Annotated in this window: 15 protein-coding genes; 1 reads left to right on the forward strand and 14 read right to left on the reverse strand. The window is 59.7% G+C overall.

Features of this window, described 5'->3' with window-relative positions; genetic code table 11:
* Positions 1-280: 280 nt before the first annotated feature.
* From yidC to ABGM91_RS06855, 14 genes are all read right to left on the reverse strand, one after another.
* A complete protein-coding gene (yidC, locus tag ABGM91_RS06790) occupies positions 281-2,179 on the reverse strand; it encodes a membrane protein insertase YidC (protein WP_215429627.1) in 1,899 nt (632 codons plus the stop codon).
* Positions 2,180-2,232: 53 nt separating this feature from the next.
* Positions 2,233-2,481 carry a membrane protein insertion efficiency factor YidD gene (yidD, locus tag ABGM91_RS06795; protein ID WP_102715493.1) on the reverse strand — a complete coding sequence of 83 codons (249 nt, stop codon included), beginning with the start codon at positions 2,479-2,481 and terminating at the stop codon, positions 2,233-2,235.
* Positions 2,478-2,849, reverse strand: coding sequence for a ribonuclease P protein component (rnpA, locus tag ABGM91_RS06800; protein ID WP_286010602.1), 372 nt, complete (start codon positions 2,847-2,849; stop codon positions 2,478-2,480). The genes yidD and rnpA overlap by 4 nt, the downstream gene beginning before the upstream one ends.
* A gap of 64 nt (positions 2,850-2,913) precedes the next feature.
* Complete coding sequence (gene rpmH / locus ABGM91_RS06805; RefSeq protein ID WP_012420297.1) at positions 2,914-3,099, reverse strand: 50S ribosomal protein L34; 186 nt, start codon at positions 3,097-3,099, stop codon at positions 2,914-2,916.
* Between the two features lie 210 nt (positions 3,100-3,309).
* Positions 3,310-5,421: a glutamine synthetase III gene (locus ABGM91_RS06810; RefSeq protein WP_215429623.1), complete on the reverse strand. Its 2,112-nt coding sequence runs from the start codon at positions 5,419-5,421 to the stop codon at positions 3,310-3,312.
* 273 nt (positions 5,422-5,694) lie between these two features.
* Positions 5,695-6,531, reverse strand: a complete 837-nt coding sequence (locus ABGM91_RS06815) for a D-hexose-6-phosphate mutarotase (protein ID WP_354830746.1) — start codon at positions 6,529-6,531, stop codon at positions 5,695-5,697.
* Positions 6,528-7,166 carry a pyridoxamine 5'-phosphate oxidase gene (gene pdxH / locus ABGM91_RS06820; RefSeq protein ID WP_290566636.1) on the reverse strand — a complete coding sequence of 213 codons (639 nt, stop codon included), beginning with the start codon at positions 7,164-7,166 and terminating at the stop codon, positions 6,528-6,530. Before pdxH ends, ABGM91_RS06815 begins: the two co-directional genes overlap by 4 nt.
* 20 nt (positions 7,167-7,186) lie before the next feature.
* Positions 7,187-8,050 carry a carboxylating nicotinate-nucleotide diphosphorylase gene (nadC, locus tag ABGM91_RS06825; protein WP_354830749.1) on the reverse strand — a complete coding sequence of 288 codons (864 nt, stop codon included), beginning with the start codon at positions 8,048-8,050 and terminating at the stop codon, positions 7,187-7,189.
* Between the two features lie 15 nt (positions 8,051-8,065).
* Positions 8,066-8,962, reverse strand: a complete 897-nt coding sequence (locus ABGM91_RS06830) for a polyprenyl synthetase family protein (protein WP_354830752.1) — start codon at positions 8,960-8,962, stop codon at positions 8,066-8,068.
* A gap of 40 nt (positions 8,963-9,002) precedes the next feature.
* Complete coding sequence (locus ABGM91_RS06835) at positions 9,003-10,013, reverse strand: aspartate-semialdehyde dehydrogenase (protein WP_215429613.1); 1,011 nt, start codon at positions 10,011-10,013, stop codon at positions 9,003-9,005.
* Positions 10,014-10,168: 155 nt separating this feature from the next.
* The gene (locus ABGM91_RS06840; protein ID WP_290566638.1) at positions 10,169-10,858 is read right to left on the reverse strand and encodes a hypothetical protein; all 690 of its coding nucleotides are present in this window, start codon (positions 10,856-10,858) and stop codon (positions 10,169-10,171) included.
* A gap of 101 nt (positions 10,859-10,959) precedes the next feature.
* Entirely contained in the window at positions 10,960-12,339 is a 1,380-nt protein-coding gene (locus ABGM91_RS06845) for an L-serine ammonia-lyase (protein ID WP_215429604.1), read from the reverse strand.
* 69 nt (positions 12,340-12,408) lie between these two features.
* Complete coding sequence (trxB, locus tag ABGM91_RS06850) at positions 12,409-13,338, reverse strand: thioredoxin-disulfide reductase (RefSeq protein ID WP_290566640.1); 930 nt, start codon at positions 13,336-13,338, stop codon at positions 12,409-12,411.
* Positions 13,339-13,414: 76 nt separating this feature from the next.
* Positions 13,415-14,248 (reverse strand): SGNH/GDSL hydrolase family protein, encoded by an 834-nt coding sequence (locus ABGM91_RS06855; protein ID WP_354830757.1) that lies wholly within the window; start codon positions 14,246-14,248, stop codon positions 13,415-13,417.
* A 251-nt stretch (positions 14,249-14,499) separates the two neighbouring features.
* Between ABGM91_RS06855 and ABGM91_RS06860 the strand changes: the two genes are divergently transcribed.
* The gene (locus ABGM91_RS06860; protein ID WP_215429598.1) at positions 14,500-15,045 is read left to right on the forward strand and encodes a GNAT family N-acetyltransferase; all 546 of its coding nucleotides are present in this window, start codon (positions 14,500-14,502) and stop codon (positions 15,043-15,045) included.
* Positions 15,046-15,358 lie beyond the last annotated feature (313 nt).

The raw sequence follows: 15,358 nt of genomic DNA on the forward strand, positions 1-15,358 counted from the left end.
CCATGTAACGGATTCATAATCCGCTAAGGTAGTTTCAGTGGGTGTTTTGGCATTTTCTGCCAGGCCGCTCCAATTAGCTACACAAAGATATATGACGAGAAAAACCGGGCTTCTCCGTGTGGGGAAGTCCGGTTTTTTCATCAGGGGTGCGAAGGGCGCGGGCTCTGCTTTTCTTCCGGCGCTCCTGTAGCACGGTGCGGTTTTCCGCGTTTCCCCATAAAAAATGCGGCCGCGTGAACGGCCGCATTTGCAGGGAAAAAGAGTGCTGAAAGCGCGCCCTTTACTTCTTTTTAGGCGTAATGTTGCGCATGTTGTGGCCTTTGCCCTTGCGTTGCTGTTCCTCCAGGGCCACGCGCTGCTGGTCCATCATCCGCTGGAAGAAGCCGGGCTTCTTCTTTTTGGCGGCGGTGAGCACGGGCATGGGAAGACGGCGGATCAAGGCCGTCTGGCCGATGGAAATAAGGTTCTGCGTGGTCCAGTACAGGGCCAGGGCGGAAGCGAAGTTATAACAGAACAGGAAGAACATGACGGGCATCAGGTTCATGATGATGCGCTGGGAGCGTTCCCCCGCCTGCGGGGTCATCCGCATCTGGATGATCATGGTGACCGCCATGATGAGCGGCAGGATGTTGATCGGAATGCCGAACAGGTGGCCCACGGTGTCAGGCAGGGACAGGTCCGTCATCCACAGGCAGAAGGGCTGGCCCCTCAGTTCCGCGGAGTACTGGAGAACGCGGTAGAAGGCGAAGAAGATAGGTATCTGGATGAGCATGGGCACGCAGCCGCTGGCCGGGTTGATGCCGTATTTCTGGTACAGCTTCATCATTTCCATGTTCACCTTCTGGGGCTCGTCCGGATATTTTTCCTTGAGCTTGGCCATTTCCGGCTGAATCAGGGACATGCGCTTCATGGCCATGTAGGACTTCTTGTGCAGCGGCCAGATGAGGGCGCGGACGACGATGGTCATGCAGATGATGGCCACGCCCCAGTTACCGAACCAGCCGTGGAAGAGGTTGAGCAGCCAGTTCATCGGCACGCTCAGGAAGACGAGCCAGCCGTAGGCCATGATGTCGCTGATGGCGGGGTAGGTGAGGTTCAGGTCGCGCAGGTAGGCGTTGAACTTGGGTCCCGTGTAAATGTCGTACGTGAGCGTCTTGATCTCGTTGGGCGCCATCGTCAGGTTGGGAATTCCCATGGCTACGGTAACGCCGGGCACCAGCGTGTTGTTTTCATGGGCCAGCGGGAATTCCTGGCGGGTGGCGTACACGGTGGAACCGTTGGACTTATCCTGGGGAAGAAGGATGGTGGCGTAATACTGGCTCATTACGCCGGCATAGGTCAGGTCCTGAAGGGGGCCTTCCAGAACGCGGGCCTTCGCTGTGCTGAAAATGCCGCCCGTGAAGTAGGAGGGAACTTCCTGCTCCAGGGAGCCGTCCGCATGGTAGAAGAAGTGGGTGTAGGTGTCCTTGGGTTCGCTTTTGGCGATGGGATAGGCGCTGCCGCCGAAGATGCCCATGTAGCGCAGGTCCTGGACATTGGGGGATTTGTTGAGCAGGGAGACGGTCAGGCGGATAAGGTATTTGCTGCCGGGCAGTACGTTTCCTTCCAGATTTTTGACGGGGTGCAGAGTATAGGTCTTGGAGATGAAAAGCTGCCGGGCGGCGTCATAGCCTTCCAGAGTGACGGAGTCCGCCGTGCGCTTGACTTCCCGGTATACCGTGTTGTCATAGGAAGGGTCCTGCGTGGCGTCCATGTTGAAGACGAGCTCGCCGATTCCCCTCTGCTGGGCTTCGTTGATCGTAATGTTGTGGTCCGCGACCTTCTGGGAGTCCACAATGTCGTTGTGGAGGGTGACGGCGCCGATGGAGCCGCCGATGCGGTTGAAGGTGTAGGTGATGAAGGGCTCCTGCCTGCCGTCCGCTTCCTGCGTGGCCGTCAGCGTAATCGGGCTGGTTTTGTCTTCTTCCAGGGCCTTGGCGGCGGAAGTCTGTTCCGGCGCGGCGGGGGAGGCGGGCGTTTCAGCGCCGGGAGCCGGGGCGCCGGCGGGAGCGGCGGCGGTTTGCTGGGCGGGGACGGGGGCTGCGGGAACGGGCTCTTCCTTTTTATTGTTGCCCATGTAAATGTTCAGGCCCAGAAGGGCGGCGCAAACGCCTATGATGATCCATGCTGTGCGATCCATAATGTATATAGCTTGATTGAAGTTGGCAGGTAGGGAGGGGAGAGAAAGGTAATTTAACGCGGCGTGCGGGCCGGAGGCACGGGATCATACCCTGAGCCGCCCCACGGGTTGCATCTTAAAATGCGCCATGTTCCAAGAAGAAGGCCGCGCCATGCCCCGTGGAGCCGGACGGCCTGAATGAAGTACTGGGAGCAGGTGGGAGTGTAGCGGCAGCCGCTGCCGGGGCCCCCCAGTGCATGCAGGGGAGCGCTGATGAAGGTTTGATAGCCCCGTACCAGGGCAATGAGCAGCCATTTCATCATGCGTTGTCTTTTTCCCGGGAAAGAAGTTGCAGTTTGAGCTTGCGGGCGGCTTTCTGCCAGTCCCGCTCCAGATCGGCATAGCTGGCTTCCACGGCCCGCCAGCGGAGGACGCACACCAGGTGCACGCCATTTTCAAAGGGGGCGCCGTGCTCCCTCAGGATTTCCCGCACGCGCCGCCGCAGTTTGTTGCGGACGACGGCGCAGCCGATTTTCTTGGTGCAGATGATGCCGAATTTGGACGGGTCTTCCGGATGTTCCAGCGGGGCTGCACTTAAAACAATAAGCCGACCTGCTACGGATGGTCCCTCGTTGCGTACCCGGGCAAATTGAAATGCCCTGGTCATGCTTTGTTGACGAGTAAGACGCATCTCCCGCGGGTCGGCCCGTGAAAAGAAGTTCCAAGGAGGCGTTAACCGAGTCCTGGTGGCTGAATTAACGGCCGTGCTGGATGGTGTGGCGCTTGTACTGGATTTCGGCTCCCTTGGGAAGCAGGCGCTTGCGGCCTTTGGCGCGGCGGCGGCGGATGATGTCTGCTCCGTTCTTGGTAGCCATGCGTGCACGGAATCCGAACTGACGCTTGCGGCAACGCTTGGATGGTTGATAAGTCCTCTTGCTCATGATGTTGAAAGATGCTTCTTGTGAATTACTAGATTCAGTGCCGTCCGTCTAAGCGGCCTATGCACAACCGGACGGAAAGGATAACTATTTTGGCTGTTTTGTCAATCCGTCAGGCTATTAATTTGCCGTTTTTCTTGTTGGTGGAACTGGATTTAGTGATATTTATGATTGATAGTCAATAATTTTCTCTTTTGAGGAAAGGCTGTTGTTTTACAGAAAGAGCAGTTCCGCATACGTGGGAACGGGCCACAGGTCTGCGTCCGTCAGGCCTTCCAGCATGTCGATCGTGCTTCTCAGATTGTCCATGCCGGACTGAATGTCCTTTGTGCTGGCGCGGTCCACGGCCTGGCGGAGTTCTTTCACCTGGGTGGGGAGGAGGTCCAGCAGCGTGCCGATCTGGTTGGCGCGGTCCACGGTGGATTTCATGCCCGCCTTGATCCCGGCGGCTTTCATCTGAGCGATGGCGGTGGTGAGCTGCGTGAGCTGCTCCGTCACGGCGGGAATGTACAGGGTCTCCACCATCAGCAGGGCGGTTTCCGCTTCAATGCTGATTTCCTTGTAGAATATTTCCGTCTGGATTTCATGGCGGGCGTGGAGCTCCACGGGGCTGACCACCTTGTATTTTTCAAAGAGGGCCTTGGCTTTGGGCGTTTCCAGGGCGGCCAGGGCTTCAATGGTGCCGGGGACGTTGGGGAGCTTGCGGCGTTCCGCCTCTTCAATCCAGGCCTCGCCGTAGCCGTCTCCGCTGAATAGGATGCGCTTGTGCTTCTTGATGATGCCCTGGAGGTGCTTGTTCAGCGTGGCGTGGAATTCCTCCGGGTTGTCCTTGACGGGTTCCAGAAGGGTGCAGATTTCATCCAGGCTTTCCGCCACGATGGTGTTGAGCACCGTCATGGGCCATGCGCAGGTCTGGGAGGAGCCTACGGCGCGGAACTCGAATTTGTTGCCCGTGAAGGCGAAGGGGCTCGTGCGGTTGCGGTCGGAGGCGTCCAGCGGGAACATGGGCAGGGTGTCCACGCCGATGTTGATGGTCTTCAGCGTGCGCGCCTTTTTGGTGCCGCCCTTTTCAATCTGCTCAATGATTTCATCCAGCAGGTCCCCCAGGAAAATGGAGATGATGGCGGGAGGCGCTTCGTGGGCGCCCAGGCGGTGCTCGTTGCCGGATTTGGCTACGGAGGCGCGCAGCAGGTCGGCGTGTTCGTCCACGGCCTTGATGGTGGCGCAGAGCAGGGTGAGGAAGATGGCGTTTTCCTGCGGGCTGGAACCGGGATTCAGCAGGCTGCCGTAACCGGGCGCGGAAAGGGACCAGTTGTTATGCTTGCCGGAGCCGTTCATGCCGGAGAAAGGCTTTTCATGCAGCAGGCAGACCATGTCATGCTTGTTGGCGGTTTTCCGGAGCACTTCCATGACCAGCATGTTGTGGTCCACGGCCAGGTTCTGGCTTTCAAAAATGGGCGCGATTTCAAACTGGCCCGGCGCCACTTCATTATGGCGTGTTTTGGCCGGAATGCCGAGCTTCCAGAGGGCTTCGTCCACGTCCACCATGAATTCCAGCACGCGGTCCTTGATGGAGCCGAAGTAGTGGTCTTCCATCTGCTGGTGCTTGGGAGGAACATTGCCGAAGAGGGTGCGGCCGCACATCATCAGGTCCGGGCGCAGGGCGTAAAGCTGCTTGTCCACCAGGAAGTATTCCTGTTCCGCGCCCAGATCCGCGCTGACGTGGATGTTTTCCGGCCCTCCGAAGCAGGCGAGCAGCCGTTTGGCCTGGCGGGTGACGGCGGTCATGGACCGCAGAAGGGGGGTCTTTTTATCCAGCGCCTGTCCCTTGTAGGAGCAGAAGGCGGTGGGGATGCAAAGGGTGGCGCCGTTTTCCGTGCGCTTGATGAAGGCGGGGCTGGTGGGGTCCCACGCGGTGTAGCCGCGCGCTTCAAAGGTGGCGCGCAGGCCGCCGGAGGGGAAGCTGGAGGCGTCTGGCTCTCCCTGCACCAGGCTCTTTCCGGAGAACTTGAGCTCCAGGTTTCCTTCCGGGTCCACGTCCACGAAGGAGTCATGCTTTTCCGCCGTGCTTCCGTTCAGGGGCTGGAACCAGTGGGTGTAGTGGCTGGCGCCCTTTTCCAGGGCCCACGTCATCATGGCCTGGGCCACTTCATTGGCAATGTCCGGGTCCAGCTTCTCGTCCTTGCGGATGGTTGCCAGCAGTTTCTTGTAAACGGGACGCGGCAGGTAATCGCGCATGGTCTCCATATTGAAGACATCCTGACCGTAAATTTCCGCAATAAAAGTTGCGGCGTCGCCAACATCGGAAGGTGGGTTTGTATGCATCTTGGTAGGGAACGCGCCAAAAGGCTCGGAATCTACCAAACCTTAAAAGGGGGGTTTTTGCAAGCCGAATCCTGCCGCAGAGGTTGACGGAGGGACGTTTCAGGGAACAAAAGTTCCGGGTGCGCCCAATTTCCGCCTTGTGGAGGGAGGCTGCCTTTCACGCTCCCCCTGTACGGAGAAATGGCGCGGAATTGTTCCGGCGGCCTTTTCTCCCGGAAGGGGCTCCCGTCCGGGACTGCCTTGATCCGCAGATGAAAGGGAGGGGAATACCCGCTATTTCAACGGCCCTACCGTGATTTTCTGGCACATGGTATGAGTCTGTCCGGAGGCGAGGGGAATGCAGCGCGACCCGGCATTCCCCACTTCCACGCACAGAAATTTGTTCCAGGATGCCGCGCCCAGGTCCGCCATGTTTTTGGCACCCTGCTGTCCCGGGTTCCAGACGATGACGGAAGAGGCGTGGCTCCGTTCCACCGTGATGGCGCGGTTCAGCACGAGGTCCTCCAGCACTGTTTTTCCCGAGCAGGCGGGGCAGTCGTAAACGCGGTCCAGGCACCCCAGGGGCGCCAGCGGGCGTTCTCCGTGCTTCATGGGCCGGGCCGCTTCTTCCCGGAACGGGATGCCGTCCAGTCCGTGAACGCGGCATTTGGTCAGGTTGCCCACGGCAAAGTAGTTGTGGAAGGCTTCCGTGAGCTTGCAGGGTTGCGTGCGCGCGGTGGTTTCCAGCTTCATGGCCAGCGTGCGGCCCAGGGCCAGGCGCAGGATGGCGGCGGGGAAAGCCTCGTCTTCCGGATAGAAGGCCAGGGAAAGCAGGACGTTCCCTTCCTTGTCCGTCTCCTGGTGGTGGAGGCGCCATTCGGAGATGCGCGCCACGCCGTGGGACGGGGCGTTTTTCCGCGGTCCGAACCACGGCCAGCAGATGGGAATCCCGCCGCGGATGGCCTTGCCGGGAGCAAAGACCGCATGGGGGGAAAGGAAGAGGCATTCCTCCTGTCCTTCCGGCTTCCATGACGTGAGGTGCGCGCCCTGAAGGCACAGCGTGGCGGTACAGAGCGGTGTTTCCACGTCCAGGAAAGTGATTCCCTGGTCTGTTGCGCGCGGAGTAATCATGGCTGGAGGCGTTCGATCGTCCAGGAGCCGTTTTCCTGGAGCTTGTACATGAAGCGGTCGTGAACGCGGCCGGGGCCGCCCTGCCAGAATTCAAAGGTGTCTGGAATGATCCGGTAGCCGCCCCAGAAGGAGGGCAGGGGGATTTCTCCCTTGGAGAATTTGTTTTTCAGCTCCATGAGCTTCATTTCCAGCAGTTTTCTTCCGGAAATGACGGAGCTTTGCTGGGAGACCCACGCGCCGAGCTGGGATTCCTTGGGACGGGTGAGGAAGTATTTCAGGGATTCCGCGCGGGAAACCTTGACGGCTTTTCCGTAAATGATGACCTGGCGTTCCAGCATCACCCAGGGCAGCATCATGCAGACCTGCGGGTTTTCCGCAATGTCATGGGCCTTGTGGCTGCCGTAGTTCGTGAAAAAGACAAAGCCCGTCTGGTCAAAGTACTTGAGCAGCACCGTGCGCAGGGACGGCCTTCCCTGCGCGTTCACCGTAGCCAGGGAGAAGGCGTTCGGTTCCGGAATGCCCGCCTTCAGGGCCTGCTCAAACCAGGTTTGAAATTGTTCAAAGGGGTTCTCCGCCAGGTCTTTTCTGTGCAGCTGGCCCTTGAGGTATTCTTCTCTGAAATTGGACAGGTCCATGATGGGTTGGAGGATAAATGTTATTCCACGCTGAAGTCCAGCCCCAGGTCCAGGGAAGGGGCGGAGTGGGTGACGTAGCCCACGGAGACGAAGTCCACGCCGGATTCCGCAATGGCGGCCACCGTATCCAGATTGACGCCGCCGCTCGCTTCCATCAGGGGCGTGGCGCGGTCGCCGCGCATGGCGACGGCCTGCTTCAGCATTTCCGGCGTCATGTTGTCCAGCAGGATGTGGTCCACCCCTTCCAGCTTGAGGAAGGACTCCACCTGTTCCAGGGTGTCCGCCTCCAACTGGATTTCCACGCCGGGCTTCTCCGCGCGGAGGGTGTTGATGCACTGCTGGAGGTGTTCCGTGTTGCCGTCCGTCATCAGGTGGTTGTCCTTCACCATGGCGCGGTCATACAGGCCCATGCGGTGGTTGGTGCCTCCGCCGTGGGCCACGGCCGCTTTCTCCAGCAGGCGGTAGCCGGGCGTGGTCTTGCGGGTGTCCAGGATGCGGGCGCTGGTGTGGGAGACGGCCTTCACGTATTTCCGGGTAAGCGTGGCTACGCCGGAAAGGCGCTGGATGAAATTGAGCGCGGTGCGTTCCGCTCCCAGGATGGAGCGGGCGGAGCCTTCAATGAGCATCACCACGGCGCCGGGCGCCACGGCTTCCCCGTCGTGCAGGTACACTTCCACCTTCAGGGCGGGGTCCACCTTGCGGAAGACCTCCGCCGCCACGTTGACGCCGGAAAGAACGCCTTTCTTGCGGGGCGTCAGGATGGCTCTGGCGGTCAGGTGTTCCGGGACGAAGTAGGTGGAGGTGACGTCCCCGGAGCCGAAGTCTTCGGCCAGTGCCAGGTTGATCAGGGTTTCCACGTTGTCGGATACGGTTTCTGCGGGCATGAATGAAATTGCGGCTTAATATTCGCGGTTGAGAAGGTAATTGGCCAGTTCCACCAGGCGGGTGCGGCGTTCTTCAGGGAAGATCATCAGGGCGTCCAGGGCTGCCTGGGTGCGGCATTTCGCCTCGGAACGGGCTCCGTCCATGCCGATCAGGGCCGGGCAGGTGGATTTCTGCGCATTCACGTCCTTGCCGGCGGTTTTGCCGAGCTTTTCCGTGGAGGCGGTCAGGTCCAGGATGTCGTCAATCACCTGGAAGGCCAGGCCGAGGTTGTAGCCGAAGTCCGTGATGGCTTCCAGCTGGGCTTCCGTGGCGTTTGCGGACATGGCGCCGAAGCGGAGGGCCGTGGTCAGGAGGGCGGCCGTCTTCCCTTCGTACACAGCCCGCACTTCCGGCTCGGAAAGCTGCTTGTGCTCCCCTTCCAGGTCCAGTATCTGGCCGCCGATCAGCATGGTGCTGCCTCCGGTGGCCGCCAGTTCCTTGACGTAATCCCGGACCGTATAACGTTCCGTATCATCCGCCTGGGCGATCACGGCGAAGGCTTCCGTCAGCAGGGCGTCCCCGGCCAGAATGGCTACTCCTTCCCCGAAGGCCTTGTGGCTGGTGGGCTTCCCGCGGCGCAGGTCGTCATTGTCCATGGCCGGCAGGTCGTCATGAATCAGGGAATACGTGTGCATCATTTCCACGGCGCAGGCGGGCACCAGGGCGTTCACCGCCAGGCCGCCGCAGGCTTCCGCCGCCGCCAGGCAGAGCACGGGGCGCATTCTCTTGCCGCCCGCGAACATGCTGTAGCGCATGGCCTTGTGGATGGTTTCAGGTCTCTTGTCCTCAGCAGGCAGGAGCCTGTCCAACGCGGCGTCAATCAGGGCGCACTGTTCTGTAATGTAATCGTTCAGGGATTGTTCTTCACACATGACGTTAAGGAATGGGTGCGGGGATAGTGGATGATATGGTTCAGCGGCTGACCAGAAGTTCCGCGATCTGTACGGCGTTCAGGGCTGCTCCCTTGCGCACCTGGTCTCCCACGACCCAGAGGGCCAGGGCATTATCAATGGCCATGTCCGGGCGGATGCGCCCCACATAGCAGGTGTCCCCGTTGGTGCTGTCCAGCGGGGTGGGCCAAACGCCTTCCGCGGGGTTGTCCATCAGGGCTACGCCGGGCTTTCCTTCGTAGGCGCCGCGGGCCGCTTCCACGTCCACGGGCTGCTCAAACTGGGCGGTCACGGAGATGGAGTGGGAGCGGTACACGGGCACGCGCACGCAGGTGCACGTTACCTTGAGCTCCGGCAGGGAAAGGATTTTGCGGCCTTCATTGAGCATTTTAAGCTCTTCCTTCGTATAGCCGCTTTCCGTGAAGGAGTCTATCTGGGGAAGAAGGTTAAAGGCAATCTGGTGCGGATAAACGTTTTTCACTACGGGATGGCCGTCCACCACGGCGCGCACCTGTGATTCCAGCTCCGTAATGCCGTGCTGCCCGCTGCCGGAAACCGCCTGGTAGCTGGAGGCAATGACGGTTTTCAGGCCGAAGCGCTGGTGCAGAGGGAAGAGCGCCATCAGCGTAATGATGGTGGTGCAGTTCGGGTTGGCGATGATGTTGCGGGGGTGGTTGAACGCCGCCTCCGGGTTGATTTCCGGCACCACCAGGGGTACGTCCGGGTCCTGGCGGAAGGCGGAGGAATTATCAATCACCACGCAGCCCGCGGCTGCGGCAATGGGGGCGAACTTCAGGGAAATGCCGCCGCCTGCGCTGAACAGGGCGATGTCCACGCCTTCAAAGGATTTCTCCGTCAATTCTTCCACAGTCAGCATTTCTCCCCGGAAGGCGACCTGTTTTCCGGCAGACCGTGCGGAGGCCAGAAGCTTCAGGGAGCCTACGGGAAAGTTGCGGGTTTCCAGGCAGGACAGGATCTCAACGCCCACCGCTCCGGTGGCGCCGACGATGGCAACATGGGGTGCTTGGTTCATGATTGTGTCAGAAAATGGCGGAATTCAGTCCGCATGGGCATGATGATAAAGGTTTTTTCCAAGAAAAGCAATACGGGATCGGCAGCAGATGAACAGCGCAGGTTAATATGAAGGCTATAAGCAGTATTAACTATTCACTGTTAACTGTTACATGCTTATTTAACCCATTTCCCCACGCCTTCCGGCAGCCTGCCGTCGGAGACGGGGCCGTAGCGGGTGGATTCCATATTGCCCCAGAGGGGCACGCCCACGATGCGCCTCCACCAGCGGGACATGCTGGCTCCGGTATAGCATCCGAAGCTCCAGCAGTCGGACCGCGGGGTGAAAATATCCCGGCGTATCCGGTTCAGGTCCGTCTCATGAATCCATTCCGTGGAGATGGCCATGATGTTGTTGCCGTAGTCCAGCATCCACGCAAAGCAATTGGAATGGCCGAAGTAGTAAAAGGATTCCACCGTGTCCCCCCGGAAGCGCGGAGAGGAGTTCAGCGCGCGGATGGCCTGGTCCGCGCTGTCCACCCAGACGAGCTTGATCCTGTACTTGGAAGCCAGGTCCGCAATCCAGCGGGTATAGGGCTTGCCGTCCTCCCGCCCGCGGGCCGCGTAACCCGGACGGTAAACGATCCAGGTGATTCTGGCGGAGGGGTCTTTCTGCTGGATCTGGGAGATGCGGATGGTGGAAGCCCTTACAAAGTTGGCCCACCAGTTGTCATGCCTGTCAGGCTGGATTCTGAGCCCCTCCCATTGTCTGAGGGCGGGGCCGCCGCACATGACGACGTGGACGGCCTGGGACAGTCCCGTGCCGCCCAGCAGCAGGGCCAGAGCGAGAAAAAGGCGTGAAAACATGCCCGCACCCTACCTTTGCTCCCCGTATCTGTCAACCCGCCGCAGTGTTTTTTAAGGGAACAGACACATATGGAATCCCGTGGGATGATTTCCGTTTCCCTTTAGCAATTCACCACATTCACGGCCAGTCCGCCCTGGGCGGTCTCCTTGTACTTGGACTGCATGTCCCTGCCGGTATCCAGCATGGTGCGGATGACCTTGTCCAGCGGAACGAAGTGGGCGCCCGTGCCGCCCATGGCGATGCGGGCGGCGTTGATGGCCTTGATGGCGGCAATGGCGTTGCGTTCAATGCAGGGAATCTGGACGAGCCCCGCGATCGGGTCGCAGGTGAGGCCCAGGTTGTGTTCCATGCCTATTTCCGCGGCGTTTTCCACCTGATGGGGCGTTCCGCCCAGGTACTCCGCAAGAGCCGCCGCGGCCATGGAGCAGGCTACGCCCACTTCCCCCTGGCACCCTACGTCCGCGCCGGAAATGGAAGCGTTCTTTTTATACAGGATGGCGATTCCTCCCGCGGTGAGCAGAAAACGGTGAACGGCGTCCGGGTGCGGGGAAAAACAGAACTTGGTGGCGTAATTGAGCACGGCCGGAACAATGCCCGCCGCGCCGTTGGTGGGAGCGGTGACGATGCGGCCGCCTGCCGCGTTCTCCTCGCTCACGGCAATGGCGTACAGGTTGATCCAGTCCATGATGGAAAGAGGGTCCTTCAGGGCTGATTCCCCGTGCACCAGGAGGGATTTCCGCAAGGTCTTGGCACGGCGCGGCACTTGCAGGACGCCCGGCAGGTTGCCGCGCGCGCTCATGCCGTTGGAAATGGACTGCTTCATGGTGGCCCAGATCAGGTCCAGCTTTTCACGGACTTCCCGTTCCGGGAGCAGGGCGCATTCATTGGCCATGACAATGGAGGAAAGGGGGCAATCCCGTTCATCCGCCATGCGCAGCAGTTCTTCCGCGGATTCATAGGGGAGGGGGAACGGTTCCCTGTCCGGTTCCTCCGGATGCAGGAGTTCCTGCTCGGAAGCGACAAAACCGCCTCCGGTGGAATAAAACACGGCGTCCTCCACCGGTTCCCCGGCCTGGTTGACGGCGGTGAACAGCATCCCGTTGGGATGCAGGCGCAGGGGCTGGTAGTGGGAAAGGTCCAGGTCCCGGGTGGGGGAGAAACGGACGGACTTTTCTTCCGTGACGGGGAGCGTCTCCTGCTGGTGCAGGCGGCCGATTTTTCCGGGAATGCTGCGCGGCTCCACCGTATGGGGTTCTTCCCCCAGCAGGCCCAGCATGATGGCCGTGTCCGTGCCGTGCCCGTGCCCGGTGGCTGCCAGGGAGCCGTAGCATTCACAGCGGATGCCCGTAATTTCCGGCAGCCGGGGGGAATGGCGTATCTGTTCCAGAAAACGGTGCGCCGCCCGCATGGGGCCTACGGTATGGGAGGAGGAAGGACCTATCCCGATGCTGAAAAGCTCAAAAATGCTGTAATGGTGCATGTCCGTTTTCCTGTGGCGGGACAGGGCCGGAATTCCCGCGGGAACTCCGGCCCGTTCCGAAAGACGGGCTTACAGGCCCAGCAGGTAGCGTTCCGCCTCAATGGCGGCGCCGCAGCCCATGCCGGCGGAGGAAATGGCCTGGCGGTAGTGGGGGTCCGCCACGTCTCCGGCGGCGAACAGGCCCGGCGTCCTGGTTGCCATCAGCCCGGCTTCCCGGATGATGTAGCCGGCGTCGTCCCGGTCCACCAGGTCTCCCAGGAAAGAGGTGTTCGGCGTGTGGCCGATCGCCATGAAGACGCACTTGACGGGCAGTTCCGTTTCATCCCCTTCCACCAGGTCCTTCAGCATGACGGCTTCCAGTTCCCCCTTGTCGTCCGTCTTGTAGCTCACGATGGTGGAATTCCACATGGGGAAAATCTTTTCATTGGACAGCGTGCGCTCCGCCATGATTCTGGACGCGCGGAGCGTGTCCCGGCGGTGGATCAGGTAAACCCGGGAGGCAAAGCGGGTCAGGAACATGGCCTCTTCACAGGCGCTGTCTCCGCCGCCCACCACGCACACGGGCACATCGCGGTAAAAGGCTCCGTCACAGGTGGCGCAGGCGGTAAGGCCGTGGCCGATGAGGCCTTCTTCTCCGGGAATGCCCAGATAGCGGGCGGAAGCGCCCGTAGCCACAATGATGCTGCGGGCTTCGTAATCCTGTCCGCTGGTTTTCACGGTAAACAGCCCGGTGGCTTCATCCCTGACCACGCTCTTGACGTCCTCATACGCAAACCGGGTGCCGAACTTTTCCGCCTGCTGCTGCATCAGGAACATCAGGTCCGGGCCCATCACGCCGTCCGGAAAACCGGGGAAGTTTTCCACTTCCGTGGTGGTGGTTAATTGGCCGCCGATCTGGGAACCCGTAATAAGGAGGGGGGAGAGATTGGCCCGGGCGGTGTAAATGGCCGCCGTGTAGCCCGCGCATCCTGCGCCGATGATAATGACTTGTTCGCTCATAATACGTGTAAGTGATCGCCGCAATGATAGAGGGGGAACATCCGTTTTGCCAGTAGATTCTGCGCTATGCGGCGGGTCACTGTCCGGCGGCTCCGGAATGGTTCTTTGCGGGCGGCGCGAAGAGCTGCCGGCACGTGTCCATGGCGACGGTTTGCAGCTTCCTGGCCCTGTCTGCGGAAATGCTGCACAGGGTCACTCCTTTCAGGGACAGTTTTCCCGGCAGGCCTGCGGGAGACTTGCCGAACAGGGTACAGTACAACACGCAGGCCGCCAGATAGCTGCCTTCTGCCGTGGGGTGCTGGCCGTCCGCCTGGTACAGGGGGATGCCGGGATGGCGCTTGAGGCAATTCTCCCAGGCGATGCCTACCGGGGCTACGGCGGCTTTTTCCCGGCGCGCAAGTTTCAAATACGCCTCAAGGAGGGCTTTTTGCTCCTGCGGCTCCGGAACGCCGGAAGCGCTCTTCCTCCCCCACGTCAGAAACAGGACGGGCGTGCCGTGGGCGCTCCGGATGCAGGAGCACCATTTGCCGCCGAATTCCATGGTCCGCTCCGGAGCCACGACGGGAGTGGCGCTCTGGTCCTGGAGAATGACGAAGTCCCAAGCCGTCCCTTCCAGCTTCTTGCGTGCGCCCCCGTCATGCCAGTGGGACTGGAAGGAAGCTGCCGGAGCCGCGTGCATGTGCACGTCCGGCCTCAGTCCCCGGGAATCTGCCATCGCCTTCACCATGGCGGGCATGCGGTTGAAAAACGTATAGCTGTTTCCCAGAAAAAGAATGCGGCTTCCGGGCCGTGCGGGGGCGCAGCGGGGCCAGGGGCCCTCTCCATGCGGCTCTTCCTGCGCCCAGAGGGAACAGGGAAAAACTGCCCAGGTAAAAAACAGCGGCAGGAAAAATTTTATGCCCGGCATCATGAGTTGAATTTAACCCTGATGTTTCCGGAATGGAACTTCAAACGGATGGAATATGGAGGGGAATCTACTATTTCTGCACGCTGATCGGCGTATCTTCTTATTTTATTTATTGCCAACGGTTTGCATAATGTGTTGAAAAATGTGCATCATTCTGGGAGTGAACATGTTAAACCGGAACAGCCTGCCGCATGACTGGAGAAGTCTTTCCGGGAGCCTTGCCGAAGGAGTGCGGGTGTGGTTGGATACGGGGCATGAAGCCTGAAGCGTTGACCAAGCACTGCGTAACGGGGGTGGATGATCCCCTGTTCCTGGACTCCCTGGATATTTACCGGACAAGTTTTCCGGTGCATGAACAGCGGCGCGTTCAGGATTTTCCGCTGGCGTTTCAAGACCCGGGCTTTTGTTATGAAGTGTTCTTAAACGGGAAAGGACGGGTTGTTGCCATGCTGGTGAGCTGGCGGCGGGAGAAGTTCGTGTATCTGGAATATTTTGCCGTGGATGCCTCCTTGCGCGGCCAGGGCGCCGGACAGAGGATTCTGGAGGAGCTGAGGGACGCTTTCCCCCGCAAGGTCATTCTGGAGATTGACCCGCCGGAGGATGAAATCTCACGCCGCCGCCTGGGCTTTTACCAGCGCCACGGCTTCGTTCCCAACCCCCAGTTTGATTACATCCATCCCCCCTATACGGATGAAGGCACGCCTTTCCCACTCCTGCTGATGACGCATGAGGACTTGCTGGATGAGGAAACATACCGGAGCTTTGTGGATTTCCACCACAACCACGTAGTGGCAAGATAAGTTTTTTCCGGAAAAAGAGGCGTCGGAAATGTTTTTGGCTCTTGAGCCTGCTCTCGTGCTGTTTTTGCGGGTTGGTGTTTTATTTCATTATTGTCGTATTGCACCGTTTTTTCCGCCTTCAACCCGCCGGAAATGTTGAATATCATGTATGAAGTATCTACCAACGGATAACAAATCCGGTGTTTTAATAAAAACAGACAGCACGTATTAAAACATTCTAAAATTCAATAAATAATGAATAATCCTATTTTTAACGGAATGGGTTCAAGGGAGATACGTCCTCTTTTTAAAAAGAAATATAAATCTTTATTCC

The sequence above is a fragment of the Akkermansia muciniphila genome (assembly GCF_040616545.1).
Classification (GTDB): domain Bacteria; phylum Verrucomicrobiota; class Verrucomicrobiia; order Verrucomicrobiales; family Akkermansiaceae; genus Akkermansia; species Akkermansia muciniphila_E.